This window comes from Candidatus Cloacimonas sp., from assembly GCA_039680785.1.
Classification (GTDB): Bacteria; Cloacimonadota; Cloacimonadia; order Cloacimonadales; family Cloacimonadaceae; genus Cloacimonas.
Genome location: JBDKSF010000025.1, coordinates 46,077 through 63,403 on the forward strand (window position 1 = coordinate 46,077; position 17,327 = coordinate 63,403).

Below are 17,327 nucleotides of genomic sequence, written 5' to 3' on the forward strand. Positions count from 1 at the left end.
GTCAGCGCCGTATGTAAACGATAAATCACTTGACCTAATCACCAGTTTCATTTTTTTGTCTTTTAATCAAAATCACAAGTTCAGAATTAAGGAGCATAAAATGTCCCATCCTTTACATTTTTGCCTTGGGCTGTTATTGCTAATAAGTAGTTTTCTGTTATTAGCAGCTGAAAATGTACCTGTTTCTGTCAATAGTGACAGGCGTATTAATGATTCCGACATTCTTGCCGAATATGACGGGGGAGTTATCACCCGCAAAGATTTAAATGACAAAATATCCAGTTTACCTCCACAATATCAAGCAAGGTATAAAACAGTTGAAGGTCAGACAGAGGTCTTGAATGCAATGGCAATGGAAGAGGTATTTTTCAAGAAAGCTCAGCAAATGGGTTTGGAAAATGATCCTACTGTTTTGGAACGCATTGCCGGCATTGAAAAGCGTTTTTATGTGCAGGAATATTATAAACGCAATGTATCTGATTTAATTGTTCTTACGGATGAAGACCTGCGTGCCTATTACGATCAGAATTTGGCGCAATTTTATCAAAATCCCAATATTACTATTGATTATATTCAAGCTGAAAATGAAACGGAAGCACGCAAGGCATTAGCGGAACTTAAAAAGGGCGCTTCTTTTGCCGCGATTTCAGATAAATACAACCAAAATACTTATGCCAAGGGTTTGAAAGGCAGAATTAAGAACATTCGTTTGAATGGAAATATTCCTGGCGTCGGTAATGATGCAGAATTGGAAAATTTAATTCGCAACGCTACAGTGGATACTCTTTCTTTTATCGGTCCCATCAATACAACAAATGGTTGGCATATTTTCCGCATTGTGGATAGGGTGGAAGGATATCAAAAAGATTTTACAGAAGTAAAACCTGAAATTGAACAGCGTTTGCGTCCCCTGAAAGAGAAGGAATTGTTAAATTCCATAACGGAAAATTTGAAAGCGAAATATGCGGTTGTCATCGACACCACTACCGTAAATGCCATCGTTTTAGCACCTGAAAAGCGCAACAACAATAATGCCTTAATGGATAAAATAGTAGTAAATGCCGCGCGACCCGATTTACAAATTACCGTGAAACAATTACTACAGATATACGACAAACTTTCTCCTCAAGAACAGATGTTCGTAACTAAGGGGGGAGGCATCAATTTACTCATTTCTCAGGAACTGATGCAAGACCTTATGTTCATTGAAGCAAAATCTTTGGGCTATGAAAAATATTTTGCGGATAATGCTGATTTCATTCAAGCAAAGCGCTCTTATATTTTGCGCGGGGCATTTGAAAAACTTGTTGCCGACGCTATCGAAGTTAGTGACGACGAGATTGCCCAACGCTATGAACAAGATAAAGAACAATATGCCACTCCCGAATATCGCACCCTTGAAGTTCTCTTTTTTGATAATAAAAAAGTAGCGGACAAGGTATGGAAAAAATACAAAAAGGCATATAAGAAAAATAATGAAAAGGCAATGCAGGATTTAATCAAGAAATATTCCCTCAAGCCGGCTAACGCCATTTTGGATTATCAATATAAAAACGGCATCATTACCGGTATTGGACAGGATGCTGATTTCTCCAATATGGTTTGGAATAATCCCGTTGGTTATCTTAGCCCCGTTTTTAAATCTGCCAGAGGAGATATTGTCTTTTTCCGCACCATCAAGGAAACCCCCAAGGTCTATAAAAGTAAACAGGAAGCGGGACCTCGTATTTATGGACTGATTAAATCCGAGAAAAGTAAAACGAAACAAGGGGAAGTCACCGATTCATTATTTAAGGAATTTCATCTGAAAAAATACCCTGAGCGTCTCACTCTTACAATGAGTGCGGAAGAACTATTCGATCAAGCTGATAATGCAGCCAGACAACGCAATTTCAAAGATGCCATTACTTATTATGACCAAATTATAAAGTATTATAATAATAAGACCGATGATTATAAAGCATCTTTTATGAAAGCATTTCTCATTGCCGAAGAAATGAAACAAACAGACCTGGCTCTGCAGCTTTTCAAAGATTTTTTGCAGAAATATCCTACCGGCGATTTAAATGAATCGGCTCAGTTTATGATTGATAGTTTAGAAGGCAAAGTTCCAGAAGATTTTGAGCCGCAAGAAGAAAAATAACCATTAGATATGCTTTCCGGCTAAGCTCAACCGTATGTTTACATAGTTTCTAAACCTATGTGAGCGGTGGTTTTAGAGCTTATTGTGCCTGCAATAAGAGAAGTTGTAAGTGAGAAGCCCCTACCTCTAAAGGGCTTTCTTGCTTACAATTTTTTTATTATTGCAGAGAAATTACCCAGACAAGAGAGAATTTTGTTTCCACCCATTGGCTGCAAATTTACTGTAGCTTGCCTACATACCTATCGTGGGGTTGTGGTGGGGCTAATGGGGAAAATGCCAAGCAGCGGCACGGTAACTCTATCACAGGTAATTAAGCGAGAATTGGGCATAGTGTCTTGGATTGGGCGTATTTCACGGCAAAAGTAATTGCGCTGGCAAGCTGAGCATTTTTGGGAAAATATTCTTCAGATAACCGTTTTGAGGGCGTCTTTTTTAAGGCGACCCAACTGACCGTTTGGCAGATGAACTAAAAAATGGTTGTTTTCACTTTGCACCAGTTTTACAATTAAACCTGAATGAACCGTCTGAATAATATTATTGCTCGTAGGTGAAAGAAGTTCGGTTTGATTAACGATTACCACTGCATTGGGGTTATGCTTCTGATATTGCAGTTTAATTCCCAGAGAAATATAAGAGGCAAGGCAGATAATTCCGCACAAAGCTAAAGTTAAGATGGGCAAAGCTCTTTCTTTTTTGGGATTATAAAAAAGCAGCCAACAAAGCGCAATTGCCGAAAGCAACAAAAAAACAAGCCCCATAATAGCCAGGCGATTCACGGAAAAGAAATTGATCACTTTATAAAGAACCTGCACCAAAAAAAGGCGTTCAGGATATAATTTGGCGTCCGGACTATAATGAATGGAAAGCTCCAGATTAGCTCTTGCCTGGGGGTGGGCGGAATTAATGTTTAATGCCTTTAAAAAGTATAGATTAGCCATTCCGATTTCTCCGCGGGAAAAGAAGTCCACTCCCAAATTATAAAATAGATCGGCATTCTTTTTTTGTTCCGCTTCTTTCATTGCTTTATCCAAGGAATCTGGCAATTGAGATAGCGTTCCGGAATTGGTTAATTTCCCTGTTTGCAATGAATCGGTTTGGGCATATCCAATCTGGCAAAAGATAACTATAGCTAAGATACAGAGCAGTTGTAATTTACCAAAATTATGTTTATGCCTATCAATATCTTGGCGGAAGGAAAGTATTCTCCGATGAACTTGTTCAAACATTTCTTTTCCTATTATTGTTAAATTTGCCCAGGCGACTGAAACCCGTAAAAATCTGGCGAATGCGAGTGAGATCTTCTGCCAAATTTTCCACTCTATCTGTCTCTGGCATAAATCTGGCTGCCTGGCTATGTTCCAAAAATAGTTGAACTTCTTGCAGCAACCAGTCCGGAATATTTTTCTCGCTTAACGCTTGCAATTTTTCGCTGTTGGAAAGGCGATTGGAGAGTTTATATTTGGAAGCAAGATATTCAAATAATGCCTTTTCCGCCAAAAGATAAAAATCCGTAGAATTATTACGGGCAGCTTCCGTGGCTGGTTTCAAATATCGTAAAAGAACTTTTTCCGCTTTTAAAGAAGCATAGCGTTCAGGATTGTCTCTTTTCATTTTATGTTCCAAGGCAAAAAAAGCCATAAACATTGTGGAGCCGATTATTAAAAACGCCAAAACCCAATACCATAAGCGTTGAACATAAGGAATGTATGCCGGATAAGTGGGGCGGATTACTTTGGGCAGCATCGATTTGGGACTGAGCGATTGCTTAAAACGGCTGAAATAATTTAGCACATTGGCGGAAGAGACCTCTATTTTTTCTCTGGGACTGTGATATACTTTATAAACGCCACGCTCATTATCTAACCAAGCAAAAGTTAAATCAGGAAGTTCATAAACCCCTTTATCCTGAGGAATCAAAGTGTAATAATAGGTTCTGATGCCTTCAATGCCGGCTTTCAAATTGTCAATGACCATCGGACTGGAAACCTGAAAACCTTTTCCGGAAACAAATTGAGGTGCGGAAAACTGATTAAAATTACCCCTGCCCTCAATTTTTAAAGTGAAGGTGATGGTTTCCCCCAAAGATAATTTTTGGCGAGAAAGAGAATGGCTAAGGTTAAAATTGCCTACCGCTCCCCCAAAAGCTGATGGAACATTGTTTGCCGGTAAAGGCAGAACATTTAGGATGCCTCCCTCACTACGCAGGTTTTTATTTAAGTAGCCAAAACTGTAAAGACGAGCTGAACCCTCTAAAATAGGTGCTTGTAACCTACCTTCTTTATTGGGAATGATAGCCAATTTTTTTATTAAAGCGCGTTTATACTTTTTGCCATTCCAGCTTACATCTTCATAATTTAGTGCCGTGGGTTGTTCATAAGTGCTTTTGCCATAGCCATCGGAATCAATTTCATTCTCCAAATTGAAAGAGCTAACCATTTCATCGGTATAAAGATAGTAAGAAACGATGGCGGGAAAACCACGATAAATGGTTTGGCTTTGTGGTAAAGCAACCAAAAAAGTATTGCCAGACCATTCATCTCTGTCATCCCAATAATCTGGTTCATCAAAACCAAAAGAACCAAAACCCTGAACGGGAGGTGAACTTTGGCTGGGCTGTTTGGCAATTCCTTTAATAACTTCAACGCCAATTTCCCGGGTGGAATAATAGCGTCCATCTACTTTTACTTTAAATGCAGGTATGGTAGTTTTTCCTGTTTTGAGCGGAATATAGATAAAGCGAAAGGTCTCTGAAAAGTCAGAAATTAATTTGGTGCCTTCCAAAACTACGGAACTATTGGAAGAACTTGTTACATTGCGAAAACTGAAAAGTGGAATGGAAGGAGGAGTTGGTTCCACAACTTTAATTCTGTTATTATCTGATATCTTTAAAGTTAGCTCCAATTGCTCGCCTGTAGTGATTACATTTTTATTCACCGCTACATCAACTTTCAAAGCATTTAAAAGAAGCGGAAGGAACATAAACAACAATATTATTTTTTTCAAATTACCACCATTTATCGGTTTTGGAGCTTTGATTGGATTTTTGTTGCTGTCTATCCGTGCTTTCTTTATTATCCAGACCTTTTAGAATATTGCGGATTTCTTCTTCTTTCTGATTGTTTTTATTTTGGGTTACTTGCGGTTGAGGAGTGGGTTGTTTTTGTATTTTGCGTAAAGTTAGTTCATAATTTGCCCGCAAATCCTCATCATTGGGATTTAAAAGCAGTGCCTCTTTATAGTCGTCCAATGCTTTTTGATATTCTTTTTGTTGAAAAGCAGTGTTTCCACGATCGTAAAGTAGGTCTTTTTTATTCTTTGTTTTCTCCAAAGCCAGAGAAATGGCAGAGTCCGCTTCCGGATATTGGTTTTGCTTATAAAGACATTTACCTAAGTTAGAAAAAGCGGTGGCGTCGTTTTTTATGGTATTTTTGCGTAATAACTTCTCTGCTTGTTTATAATTTTTGGCTTTATAAAAGGTATCGGCAAAGGTCTGACGCAGTGCTTTGGGTTGTAATAAAATTTCCAATAACAGTAATAAGACAATGATTGCCACAGCGAGTAAAATTATCCGGCGCAATTTATTAGTCATTGTTCTATGCCTCTGTCGTTAATTTCATTATTTTTGTGCCGACTGGGCATTTTCCGGCTATAAAATCATTCATTACTATGCTCCGCTGCCAGCAAGCCCTTTTTTCTTTTTCCTGGGTTTATCAGTGTTTCAATTTCCAGAAAAATGAGAGCTAAGATTCCAAAAAGATAATACTGTGCTTTAAGTAGGGATACTTTTCTGCCTCTGCGTGAACTTTCGCTTTCATAGATGCGTTTTAAAATCAGCTGAATTTCTTCACCCCCAGGAGTAACGCGATAATATTCTCCATCGGTTATGCGGGCGATTTCTTGTAAGGTCTTTTCATCTAATTTACTTTGCACTTCTTCTCCCGTTTCCGGATTACGAATAAGGGTGCCTTCAGGGCTTCCAACTCCCATTGTGTAAACTCTTATGCCTTTGGTTTTAAGTTCTTTGGCTTTGCGTAAAGCAGAATTTTCAAGGTCTTCGCCATCCGAAATCAAAATCAAAGTATTGGATTTTGAGCCCTCAGGAAAAGCGGTGGCAGCCATATTTAGTGCGCTGCCAATATTGGTTCCCGGAATTTCTACGCTGTTACTGTTCAAACCATTTAGCACAATTTTGACCGCCTCGTAATCATCAGTTAAAGGACATTCTAAAGTTGCCGTTCCAGCAAAGGCAATAATGCCAATTCTATCTGTTTTGATCTGCTCCAAAAAGCTGCCAATCTGTAAAATGGCTCTTAGTAATCTACTTGGCATCATATCCGTGGCATCCATACTTTTAGAAACATCTATAGCAAAGATAATGTCCATTCCACTACTTTGCAAGTCCTTTTTTTCATAATCCCACTCTGGTCTTGCCAAAGCTACAATTACGGATGCCAAAGCCAGAATGACCAAAAATAACTTGAAACCAATCCAGAAGGGAGATTGAGAATTATAGTAATGCTCCCTCAAATGTGCTTCTGCATATTTATTAAAGCGGCGTTGTAAATATCTTTCCCTTCTAAACAAGAGAATAAAAAAGATCAGGCAGATTACCGATAGAACTAAGAAATAGGGATTGGCGATATTCATAATTGATCCGGTAAAACAGGTAAAATAACTATTTTAAGCAATAGTTCAATAATCAGAAAAGCAAACGCCAGCCATAAAAAAGGCATAAATTGCTCACTATAATTATAACGGAATTGAGTTGTAAAGCGGGTTTTCTCCAGGCGATCAATTTTATCCATAATATCGGTAAGACCCTTGGCATCAGTGGCTAAAGCCGCTTTTCCCGTTCCTGTGGTGGAGGCAATTTTATTTAGAGTATCCATATCCAGATCAATGATAGTTTTTATGTAGCGGTTTCCAAAGATAGGATCAGAATAGGGAAAAGGCACTAAACCCTTACTTCCTACACCTATGGGATATACTTTTATGCCCAATTCCTTAGCCATTTCAGCTGCCGTTAAAGGATCAATTTCGCCTGTATTGCTAACTCCATCCGTGATTAAAATAATCACTCTACTTTTGGCGGTGCTATTTTTTAAGCGGGCAACTGCTTTTGCCAAACCCATCCCAAGTGCCGTTGCCGACGCTTCTTCATTAACTTTCAAATTATTTAGCGAATTCAGCATAGCCAGATGGTCAAAAGTAAGCGGAACCTGTGTTAAAGCATATTCAGAAAAAGCTACCAAACCAAATCTATCATTGGGACGCCTTTTTACAAAGTCCTCAGCTACGCTTACCGCTGCACTTAAACGATTCTGAGGGGCAAAATCCATAGCTAACATTGATCCGCTAATATCAATTGCCATAACGATATCCACACCCTTGTTACTTAAATCACGAGATTTTGTTCCCCAACGGGGTTCAGCAATGGCAATGATTAAAAAAAACAAAATAAGAGAACGCAAAACGGGAAACAGATAACGATAGGGAAATTGTTTGTGCGCTAAAATCTTTAGTTGCTTCACTCTCGAATGAGGAAGATAGTTTCTGCGTCTGTTATTACAGATTAACTCCCAAATTAGATATAAAGGAATGAGAAAGAGCAGAAAAAGCAACCAGGGATGACCGAATTTAAGCATTCTTTTCCTCTTGCGTTTTGCCTACAAAACTGATCAGGTAATTTTTCAGCCACAGGGTTTTTTCTTCCATTTCCGCCGTAGAGGGTTCTCGCTTGGCAAATTTTACCAGATCACTATAATTTAAAAAATTCCTTATCTCTTTAGCAGAAGGTATGTTATATTTATTTAGAATATTGGCGATTTCATTTCCGGTCATTTCCAAAGCAGGGATATGATAATTTTCTTCCAAAAAGGATCGCAAAATATTGGAGAGGCGAAAATGGTATAAAACCACCTCTCCCTTGGTAGGCAAATCCTCTTTAATTAGTTCATCCAGTGCCTTTAGTGCTTTTTGCCAAGCGGGCAAAACCGGTTGTTTAGTTTCTGTTTGGGCAATATATTCTCGTTTAGGTTTTCGGGGCCTCTTCAGCCAAAGATAAAAAGCCAGAATCAAAGCTACAATAAGTAATGCAATATAAACCCAAAGCGGTAACTGAAGAGGATATTTTTGCATTGGCTTGATATCGCGTAAAAGAGTATCACCTTCTGCTAAAACAGAAAGAACATAGACCCTGAAACCATCAGTGTAAACAGAGGTTACACTACTGTCAACGGGGTTAATTGCTATGGGTGGAAAGGAAAGAGCGCCTGTTTTTAAGGGAGCGATTTTTATTTTCCAAATGTTGCTGTTATTTTTATCCCGTTTGCTATCCAGAATAGCAAAGTCATCTAAAGTATCTGGGATGGATACATTCTTAATGGCAAAATCGGAAGTTATTTGAAACAGAAAAGGAGTGCCAACTTTTAAGCTATCGGCTCCCTGCAATTCTTGCTGTAAAATACTCCAGGTCAAAACGGGAAATAGACAGAAAAGCAGCAAAGTGAAAATTATGCTTCTGTTCATCTTTTCTTTTCCCTTAGGGCGAAGAATTTCCTTAAAGAAGTGATATAGGAGTCCGAAGTCCGAATTAACTGATAATCGCACTTACATTTGCGAAAATATTCCTCTAAATCGTTTTGCTCTTTTTTCACCACTTCTTCGTAGGCCTTAACTAATTTGGGGTCGGAACTATTGATCCAGACCTCTTCTCCCGTTTCCGGATCCTTTAAGGATAAAATGCCTGCAGTGGGTAATTTTAGCTCACTATCATCCAGAATTCTGAGTGCGATTACATCATTCTTGGTTGCCAAAATTTTGAGTGAGTGTTCATAACCTGAATCAATCCAATCGGATATGATAAAAATGATACAGCGTTTTTTGAGCATTTTATGAGCATATTCGCAGGCAGATTGGATAGATGTCTTTTTGCTTTTCGGCTCATAATAGAGAACTTCTCTTAATATCTCCAAAGCATTATTATGCCCTTTGCGAGGAGGCAAAAAATGTTCTACATTGTCCGAAAAAAGAATCAGACCTGCCAAATCCTGATTGGCAACTGCCGAAAAAGCCAAAGCGGCAACCAATTCAGCTATGCGTTCTCTTTTTATCATACTGCGAGTGCCAAATTCTTGGGAGGCACTTATATCCACCAAAAAAACCACTCTCAGTTCTCTGGTTTCGGTGTATTTTTTAGTATAAAGCTGACCCAAACGCGCAGAAACATTCCAGTCAATATCTCTATAATTATCGCCGGGTTGATATTCTCGCACTTCCGAAAATTCCAAACCCTGACCCTTAAACCTACTGTGATATTCTCCTCTGAACATTTCGGCAACGGGATTTCGCGTCCGAATTTCGATCCTGCGAATCTTTTTCAGGATATCGGAAACACTTTGGGTAAACATAAGCAGATTATATCTTTATGGGACTTCTATTTCATCCAAAATTCGGTTGATTATATCTTCGGTAGTCAGTTCTTCGGCTTCTGCCTCATAAGAAAGAATTATCCGATGCCTTAAAACATCTCTGGCAATAGCTTTTATATCGTCAGGGATAACATAAGCCCGACCAGATATATAAGCATTGGCTTTCGCCGCTCTTGCCAAATAAATTGTTGCTCTGGGTGATGCGCCAAATTCTATTAATCCCTTCAAATCATTCAAGCGAGGATAGCGTTCAGGATGACGAGTGGCATTTATCAAGTGCAATACATAGTCCTTCAATTTTTCTTCCATATAAACTATGGACATCACATTACGCATATTTTCAATATCAGAAGGGCTTAGCACTTTATTAAGAAGAATTGGTTGTTCATTCACCATTCTATCCAAAATTTGCTTTTCTTCGTCGTAATTTGGATACTTTATTTTCAGCTTCATAAAAAATCTATCTATCTGAGCTTCCGGAAGAGGATAAGTTCCCTCTTGTTCAATCGGATTTTGGGTTGCCATCACAAAAAAGGGATTGGGTAAAGAAAAAGTGTTGTCACCCAAGGTAACTTGCCTTTCCTGCATTGCTTCCAACAGGGCAGATTGAACTTTAGAAGGAGCACGGTTAATTTCATCAGCCAAAATAAAATTGGCAAATATGGGACCTTTCTTTACGCTGAATTCACTGCTTTTAGGATTGTAAATCATTGTGCCTGTTATATCTGCGGGTAACAAATCAGGTGTAAATTGAATGCGAGAATAAGTGGCATCAAAAACTGAAGCCAAGGATGATATAATAAGCGTCTTTGCCAAACCGGGAACACCTTCAATTAAAATGTGACCATTGGCAAGAATTCCGATCAGCAAACGGTTTAAAATTTCCTGCTGACCAACTATCACTTTGGCAATTTCGGAGCGGACATTTTCCAGCACCGCGGAGCTTTGTTCAACTTGGCTTTGAATTGCCTCAATTAACATATATCCCCCATTTTATCAATCATTATAAGTAAAAAAACGGGAATCCTGAAAACCAAAATTCCCGAAAAAAGATTTATTTTTTATCTTCACAGTTCCTGGCTGCAAAACCGAAAGAACTATTTACGCTTATATGGCTTTTCTCACTTTGTTCGCTTTCAAACAGGAACTGCATATTTTAACGAATTTAGTTCCATTTTCAATTTCTATCCGAACCTTATGCAAATTTGGATAGAATCTACGCTTAGTGGCATTCAAGGCATGGCTGCGATGATTACCTACCTGAGCTGTTTTTCCACATATATCACACACTTTTGACATATTTCACTTCCCGATATTTATGTTTTTTAACCAAAAAATATATAGCTGCTTTTTTGACAAGCATTATTTGGCATTTTGCGGAATCCGCACATCAAATCTACTTCCATGTGGTTCCACCGGAATATATTCTAAGCGACCTTTATGTTCTTGCACCAATTTTTTACAAATTGCCAAGCCCAAACCAGTTCCATGGCTTTTCCCAGCCGTGATGAACGGTTGAAAGAGTTCTTCCTGCACTTTTTTGGAAACACCGGGTCCGTTATCTATCACAGAAATTTGTAACCAACTGGACGAAATGCTGCAAGTGATTTTAATTTCTCCTTCTCCCGTAATCGCTTCGGAGGCATTTTTGATTAAGTTTATCAACACTCGGCGAATTTTTCCCTCGTCAAAATGCACAAAACCTTGAACTTTATTTTCTATCACCAAGCTAATGTTGCGTCCTCTTAAAGACGGCAAAAACATTTCTTGAAACTCCAGCAAAAAAGCATCCAGGTCTATATTTTGAACCAAAGGCGGCGTTTCAGTCCCTCTGGCAAAATCCAAAATTTCATGGACCAGTTGTTCTATAAGTTTGGTCTGTTTAACTATATTTTCGGTAAATTCTCCCCCTTCGGGAAAAATACTTTCCAAAACCTGGGCAGTTAACACGATGACCGTTAAAGGCGTTTTTATATCGTGAATAATTTTGCTGGCAGCTAAACCGATTGCCATTAGACGGTTCTTTTGAATCATCTCATCCATCATTTCCACAAACCGCTCATTGGTATTGCGTAAACGACCGGAAATTGTTCTAACCAAATTCAACATCATCACGGGATAAGAAAAGAGCATATTGTTGAATGTTTCGCGCGGGATAACCATTAATTCTACATCTTCCAGAGCCACCACGCTTGCAGAGCGAGGGCTGTCTTCAATAATACCCATTTCACCAAAAAATTCACCCGCTTGCAAAATTGAGAGTTGAGCAAAAGGTGTTTCGGGATTATTCAAGCCCTTATTTATTTCTACTTTGCCTTGGCAAATAAAAAAGAGATTATCTCCCCAGGAGTGTTCAGTGATGATTGCCTTGCCTTTTTTAAATTTTATTCTTTCCAGATTTTGGGTTAATTCATCCACCGTCTCATCCGAGAGACCTCTAAAAATTCCTATGCTTTTTTCTTCATTCTGCATTATATCCTCTTTTCCCCTTAAAGTATTCCTCCATCCAAAGTTACCATCTATCAATAAAACGGGCTTATGCTCAGCTGAATGAACATATCGGTTCCATCAGTCAAAAAAACTTTTTTCGGCAGGGATTTATCTATGGTCTGTTCATATTCCCAATCAGTTTCGTAATAAGCATCTCCTGCCAGCCAATCATCCACTTTATCTTTGCTGAACCATCTGCCTTTCACTTCGGGTGTTTGTCTCACACCCAAAGCCAAAGCTATAAACCAATTGTTATATATTCTTACACCCAAACGGGCAGATGCCTCAGCGGAAAAATGTATATAGGGCTCGGGTTGATTGATTTTGGTTACCCGATTTGCATAATTATCGGCATCATATTCGTATTCAATGGATTTAACAAACAAATGTTCCACGCCCAAAGCAGTTAATTTATCAGCGAAAGGAGCATCATAAGTAGCGGCAGCTTTTATGCCAGCATTAGCATAAGCTCCATAATTTAAGAGGGGAATGGTATAACTTCCCGATAAGGATGCCAGGTCTATAAAATAGGAATTTTTCAGGTCTCCGTTAAAAGAACCCTGAATCGTAGATACATTGTCCAAAATACCAAAAGTGACCATAGGCAATGCTTTGGGGACAGTTTGGGAAGCAAATTTTGACCAAGAGTAATGTAAAAGGACTATAGAAGCAGATTCAATATGGTCAAATCCCTTTTCCGGCGTCAAATATTGGTAATAAGTTCCGGAGGTTAAATATCCACCTCTCATATAGCGGACAAAAGATTCCTGAGTAGTTGCCGGAACATTCTGCGGGACAAAAAAATCTACAATCTGGGCAATTTGGGCATCAGCAGTTCCGCATAAAACTACCATTAGTATTATCAGAAGTATATTCCAGCTTTTCATAAAGTATCCTAATTTCTTTTGCTTTTATTATTTTTTATTATGCCAATAACTGTCAAGAAAATTTATTCGCTTCTTCCCTAATTCGCAAACTATCTTGTTTTTTCCCATCCCCATCCGAAGTCCGCATTTCCTATATCTGTTGGGCATAATTAGGTGGCAGAAATAAATTGCCAATTTATTGTCTTACATTTCAGATATTAAGCATTGGCTAATTGTTTTAAACACAGTGGCTTCTTTAACGACCAAGTAACACTGCCGTAACACTGTCGTTACTTCGTTACTTGGTCGTTACTGATTTGTTACTGAAGCATTAGATGATAATGCTGGCTACCCAAGCAAGAGATTCTTCTGCCTTTTATTCTTGCTTGGTACACCCTTGGAAACTAAATTTGGCATTATGTAAGTTCTCATTTTGTTAAAATACCGTTATCAATATCCGCCGTCCCGCTGGGAATATAACTCATTGCATTATCCCTAAAATAAAATCTGCGTTATTGGGGAAAAACATCTTTTCCGTGGACTCGGCGAGAAACCCATATATAATTGTTAGCTACCTTTTATTCTGGCAACATATACACGGAGAGGCAGGATTTATCAAAGCCGAAATATTGTTTGGCTGCCTTGGTGATTGCCTGTTTATTCACTTTATCATAAAGAGAAGGATAATTCAGAAAGCAATCGATGGGCAAGTTATGCGAAATATTCTCACTCATATTACTAATCCAGTATCTATTGGTGCTGATATTTTCCTCGTAGGTCTTATGCAGAGTGGTTTTGCTGGATTCAATATATTTATCGGTAAAAAGTCCCTTTTTCAAACTATCCAGAGTTGCAAAAGTGGCTGCATTCAATTCCTTGGCTCTTTCGGGATCGCAACCCATCCAGGTTTGAGTTACAGAACTTAATTTGGGGAGATAATCAAAGCTATTCCAAACAGCGATAACATATACGCCGCTTCTATTTTCGCGGACATTTTCGCGTAATTTGTCATTTGCCAAAATCATCAACGCATTTGTATTAACAATGTTTTGAGCCGAATAAGATGCTTTGCCGACTGTAACATTGGATACAAAACTGCGGTCTGTGCCTTTCTTAAAAATAATTTCCTTTTTACCAGCAAAAGATTTAATGCCAACATCGCGGCGTTTTTCATGGCGTCCTTGGGCAGGTAAATTAGCCAGATATGTTTTACAATAGTCCTTTAGCTGGTCTTCTTCAAAATTACCAACCACATAAAAAGTGAAATCGGAATAATCGCCAAACCTCTCGTGAAAAACATCTTCCACTTGTTTCAGAGTAATTTTATCCAGATCTTCCGGATATAGATTTCTTTTTAAGGGATGATTATTGTATATCAGCACATCCAAAGTATCAAAGAAAGCATTGGTGGGATCAAGAAAATAATTCTGCGTCCAGGTTTTCATAGTGGCGACGGCAGCCGAAAATGCCTCTTCGTTAAAACGCGGAGACATATTATATTGATAGAGCATTTGGAAAAGCAATTCCATATCGCGGGGGGAACAACTGCCTCTCCAACCTTCGGAATAATTGGACAGAGTGGGAAAAACAAAAGCAATTTTACCTGCCATTGCTTTCTTCAAGGCATTTCCATCAAAGTTTCCAAAGCCAGAAACATCAAAATATTGGGAAAGTAAATCGGCTGCGTGGTAATTTTCCGGTTTCAATTTTGCTTTTCCACCGGTGCTTTGAGCCAGAATCATCACTTCATCTGCCTTAAAATCGGTCTTTTTGCTGTAAACCGTTATCCCATTGGAAAGAACCCATTGTTTAATTCCCGATTGAGGGAAAACCTTTTCTTTGGTTATTTTCCCTGGCGTAGGAAGGGTTTCCAAAAGCGGTTCATTTACGGTTATATCTTCCCAGGGTTCAAGATTCTGGGCGACTGCCTGCTGATAAATGTTCAGTAAATCATCTTTAGTGGGATATGTTACGCCTTCTTTCACTGTTCCTGCCAAGCTTAAAGTAAGATTTTGGGAAGTAATGACTTCATCAACTATTTCATTTACTTCGCTTAAAGCAATCTCATCAATCAGCGCTTTTAACATTTGTTCATAGACCTCAGGGCTTAAAAAAGTATTTCCAGAGCTGGTATCATCCAAAATTTCCCAAATTAGGTCTTCGGAATCCCTGGTTTTTTTCTCTGCTATTCTTTGTTCCGCTTCTCTAATCATAATTTGTTTGGCTCGTTCATATTCGCCAGGTTGAAAACCGTGCTGACGAACCCGAGCCAATTCTGTAATCAAAGTTCTAAAGGCATCTTCACTTTGACCCTCATTGGCAAACATAATACAATCGGTGGCATTAAAACCTTTCAGCCAGTTCTGATTATAAATATAGGCATAAGAAAAAGGCGGATTGGGTTGATTGCAAAGTTCATCCAAACGCGCATTTACCATCGTGAAAAACAAATTCTGCCTAAGGTCATTATAGAAAGCGCTTAGATTTGTGATGGGAGTGGATTTAACTTTCCAAGTGCATCTAAGCATTGTGTAGGGCTGTTCTTTATCCAAAACGGTTACAGCTCGCGGTTCAATATTGTCAGGAACCGTATAATTAAGCCGGGGACGCGGATTTTCGCGTTTGGGAATAACCCCAAAATACTGTTTAACAAGCTGTTCAATTTTGTTAGGATCACAATCGCCCACGATGACAACTGTCTCTAAATCGGGACGATACCAATCCTGATAATAACGAATTAAGCTCTCGGGTTTAAAGGTCTTAAGATTTTCAATTGTGCCGATGGGATTACGCTCAGCATAACGCGAACCGGCAAAACGCACTTTATCTATTTGATCCTCAATTCTTTGCTGTGCACTTTGTCCCAATCTCCATTCTTCTTGAATAACCCCTCGCTCGCGTTCAATTTCACTACGGTCAAAACTTACTTGCCAGGCAATATCGGCAAGAATGGAAATTCCTTTTAGCATTTTAGCTTCGTCATCAGTGGGCAGTTTAAATTGGTAAACTGTATTATCATAACTGGTTCCACCGTTTAAGCCATTATGATAACCCATTCCAATGGAGGTTAAATAATCTACCATCTCGCTTCTGGGGAAATTTTTAGTGCCATTAAAAGCCATGTGTTCTACAAAATGAGCCAATCCGCGTTGATCATCATCTTCAACTATGCTGCCGGCATCAATGTAAAGACGAAGTTCAATCCGCTTTTCAGGTTTGGTATTTGGCATAATGTAATACTTCAATCCATTAGCCAAAGTGCCGGAAATCAGTTCAGTATCCTGTTGTAAAGGAATAGCTGCATATTCCGGAGTAAGAATTGCCTCTAAAGAAAAGAGACAAGCAATCAGGATCAAACCAAGGACTATTTTTTTCATCTGTGCTCCCTGTTAATTTTTTTCTGATGTATATGTAACTAAAAACTGTTGATCTTTATCTAAAATGGTATTATGGCTACCAAAGGTCTGATGAGTTCCATCGGGAAGATAAAGCTCCACTTGGTAATAATAATTTCTTCCATAGTCCACGCGCAAAAATTTGTTTTCGCCAGGCATAATATTTGTTAAAACCCCTACTTGTAAATGGGTTAAATCACTATGTTGCCAAATTTCTGCCCGGCTAATAGTTTGCTCCGAGGCATTAATTATTTTCACGCTGGCTCTATTGGGCAAAAGGAAAATTTTATAGGTCTCTCCCGCTTCAATTTTTACCCAAGCAGAATCAATATAAGCATTTAAGTCCTCATCGTGAATACTATATGTTTCTCCAATTAACCACACCAATAGGTCCTTCTTTACTGTGCCGGTAAAAATATTCTGGGTCTTTGTATCTATATTATAAACAATTTCTTCATCTGCGCCAAGTGTCTTTTGCTCGTATCCTTCCACTTTTATATAAGCCGGATAAGAACAACGGTTATAAACTTTTAGCTTTCCTCCTGATTCACAAGCGGAAAGCAAAAACAGGATAATTGCTAAACTCGGGATTATATAAAATCTCTTTCTCATTTTTTCCTCCCTTCTAAAAAGTTATCCCTTTTATTAGGCACTGCCTGTGTCAAGTAAATTGTTGTTTGGATTTTGTAAACCCTTTGCCAGATTTGAAGTTAGCAAAGCTGCGAAAATTATTTAGACAATTGCAAAAATAAAGGAGGGTTGACCTCCTGGTCAACTCACAACAAATAAACTATCAGGCAATCCCAAAATAAAGCGGAAACAGTAAAACTCGGTTGTCAGGTGAACGACGAGGACATCGTTCTTCCTTGAATACTCTCTCACAGATTTATTTTCAATGGCTTCTTATTTTATATACCATAAGAAAATAAAAAATTCAAATGGGATTTGCTATCAATATTCCGCACTTGCATAATTTTGGATGTATTAGCTAAACTAATTTTGA

Annotated in this window: 14 protein-coding genes; 1 reads left to right on the forward strand and 13 read right to left on the reverse strand. The window is 38.5% G+C overall.

Annotation, left to right across the window (positions count from 1 at the left end; genetic code table 11):
* Nucleotides 1–100: 100 nt before the first annotated feature.
* A complete protein-coding gene (locus ABFC98_01150; GenBank protein MEN6444633.1) occupies nucleotides 101–2,143 on the forward strand; it encodes a peptidyl-prolyl cis-trans isomerase in 2,043 nt (680 codons plus the stop codon).
* Between the two features lie 404 nt (nucleotides 2,144–2,547).
* On the opposite strand, the gene ABFC98_01155 is transcribed toward ABFC98_01150, so the two are convergent.
* The 13 genes from ABFC98_01155 to ABFC98_01215 form a co-directional block, all read right to left on the reverse strand.
* Entirely contained in the window at nucleotides 2,548–3,369 is an 822-nt protein-coding gene (locus ABFC98_01155) for a hypothetical protein (GenBank protein MEN6444634.1), read from the reverse strand.
* Nucleotides 3,362–5,146 carry a BatD family protein gene (locus tag ABFC98_01160; protein MEN6444635.1) on the reverse strand — a complete coding sequence of 595 codons (1,785 nt, stop codon included), beginning with the start codon at nucleotides 5,144–5,146 and terminating at the stop codon, nucleotides 3,362–3,364. The genes ABFC98_01155 and ABFC98_01160 overlap by 8 nt, the downstream gene beginning before the upstream one ends.
* A 1-nt stretch (nucleotide 5,147) precedes the next feature.
* Nucleotides 5,148–5,732: a tetratricopeptide repeat protein gene (locus ABFC98_01165; GenBank protein MEN6444636.1), complete on the reverse strand. Its 585-nt coding sequence runs from the start codon at nucleotides 5,730–5,732 to the stop codon at nucleotides 5,148–5,150.
* Between the two features lie 65 nt (nucleotides 5,733–5,797).
* A complete protein-coding gene (locus ABFC98_01170; protein MEN6444637.1) occupies nucleotides 5,798–6,790 on the reverse strand; it encodes a VWA domain-containing protein in 993 nt (330 codons plus the stop codon).
* Nucleotides 6,787–7,788 carry a VWA domain-containing protein gene (locus ABFC98_01175; protein MEN6444638.1) on the reverse strand — a complete coding sequence of 334 codons (1,002 nt, stop codon included), beginning with the start codon at nucleotides 7,786–7,788 and terminating at the stop codon, nucleotides 6,787–6,789. Before ABFC98_01175 ends, ABFC98_01170 begins: the two co-directional genes overlap by 4 nt.
* Nucleotides 7,781–8,671, reverse strand: a complete 891-nt coding sequence (locus tag ABFC98_01180; protein ID MEN6444639.1) for a hypothetical protein — start codon at nucleotides 8,669–8,671, stop codon at nucleotides 7,781–7,783. The genes ABFC98_01175 and ABFC98_01180 overlap by 8 nt, the downstream gene beginning before the upstream one ends.
* Nucleotides 8,668–9,552: a DUF58 domain-containing protein gene (locus tag ABFC98_01185; protein ID MEN6444640.1), complete on the reverse strand. Its 885-nt coding sequence runs from the start codon at nucleotides 9,550–9,552 to the stop codon at nucleotides 8,668–8,670. Before ABFC98_01185 ends, ABFC98_01180 begins: the two co-directional genes overlap by 4 nt.
* Before the next feature lie 15 nt (nucleotides 9,553–9,567).
* Nucleotides 9,568–10,554, reverse strand: coding sequence for a MoxR family ATPase (locus tag ABFC98_01190; protein ID MEN6444641.1), 987 nt, complete (start codon nucleotides 10,552–10,554; stop codon nucleotides 9,568–9,570).
* Nucleotides 10,555–10,680: 126 nt separating this feature from the next.
* Complete coding sequence (rpmB, locus tag ABFC98_01195; GenBank protein MEN6444642.1) at nucleotides 10,681–10,872, reverse strand: 50S ribosomal protein L28; 192 nt, start codon at nucleotides 10,870–10,872, stop codon at nucleotides 10,681–10,683.
* Nucleotides 10,873–10,935: 63 nt separating this feature from the next.
* The gene (locus tag ABFC98_01200) at nucleotides 10,936–12,045 is read right to left on the reverse strand and encodes a HAMP domain-containing sensor histidine kinase (protein MEN6444643.1); all 1,110 of its coding nucleotides are present in this window, start codon (nucleotides 12,043–12,045) and stop codon (nucleotides 10,936–10,938) included.
* Nucleotides 12,046–12,095: 50 nt separating this feature from the next.
* Nucleotides 12,096–12,950, reverse strand: a complete 855-nt coding sequence (locus ABFC98_01205; GenBank protein ID MEN6444644.1) for a hypothetical protein — start codon at nucleotides 12,948–12,950, stop codon at nucleotides 12,096–12,098.
* 557 nt (nucleotides 12,951–13,507) lie between these two features.
* Nucleotides 13,508–16,306, reverse strand: a complete 2,799-nt coding sequence (locus tag ABFC98_01210) for an insulinase family protein (protein ID MEN6444645.1) — start codon at nucleotides 16,304–16,306, stop codon at nucleotides 13,508–13,510.
* A gap of 12 nt (nucleotides 16,307–16,318) precedes the next feature.
* Complete coding sequence (locus tag ABFC98_01215; protein MEN6444646.1) at nucleotides 16,319–16,936, reverse strand: hypothetical protein; 618 nt, start codon at nucleotides 16,934–16,936, stop codon at nucleotides 16,319–16,321.
* Nucleotides 16,937–17,327 lie beyond the last annotated feature (391 nt).

Coding starts and splice junctions, on each gene's coding strand:
- ABFC98_01150 (MEN6444633.1), top strand. CDS start 101: ATGTCCCATCCTTTACATTTTTGCCTTGGGCTGTTATTGCTAATAAGT.
- ABFC98_01155 (MEN6444634.1), bottom strand. CDS start 3,369: ATGTTTGAACAAGTTCATCGGAGAATACTTTCCTTCCGCCAAGATATT.
- ABFC98_01165 (MEN6444636.1), bottom strand. CDS start 5,732: ATGACTAATAAATTGCGCCGGATAATTTTACTCGCTGTGGCAATCATT.
- ABFC98_01170 (MEN6444637.1), bottom strand. CDS start 6,790: ATGAATATCGCCAATCCCTATTTCTTAGTTCTATCGGTAATCTGCCTG.
- ABFC98_01175 (MEN6444638.1), bottom strand. CDS start 7,788: ATGCTTAAATTCGGTCATCCCTGGTTGCTTTTTCTGCTCTTTCTCATT.
- ABFC98_01180 (MEN6444639.1), bottom strand. CDS start 8,671: ATGAACAGAAGCATAATTTTCACTTTGCTGCTTTTCTGTCTATTTCCC.
- ABFC98_01185 (MEN6444640.1), bottom strand. CDS start 9,552: ATGTTTACCCAAAGTGTTTCCGATATCCTGAAAAAGATTCGCAGGATC.
- ABFC98_01190 (MEN6444641.1), bottom strand. CDS start 10,554: ATGTTAATTGAGGCAATTCAAAGCCAAGTTGAACAAAGCTCCGCGGTG.
- rpmB (MEN6444642.1), bottom strand. CDS start 10,872: ATGTCAAAAGTGTGTGATATATGTGGAAAAACAGCTCAGGTAGGTAAT.
- ABFC98_01200 (MEN6444643.1), bottom strand. CDS start 12,045: ATGCAGAATGAAGAAAAAAGCATAGGAATTTTTAGAGGTCTCTCGGAT.
- ABFC98_01205 (MEN6444644.1), bottom strand. CDS start 12,950: ATGAAAAGCTGGAATATACTTCTGATAATACTAATGGTAGTTTTATGC.
- ABFC98_01210 (MEN6444645.1), bottom strand. CDS start 16,306: ATGAAAAAAATAGTCCTTGGTTTGATCCTGATTGCTTGTCTCTTTTCT.
- ABFC98_01215 (MEN6444646.1), bottom strand. CDS start 16,936: ATGAGAAAGAGATTTTATATAATCCCGAGTTTAGCAATTATCCTGTTT.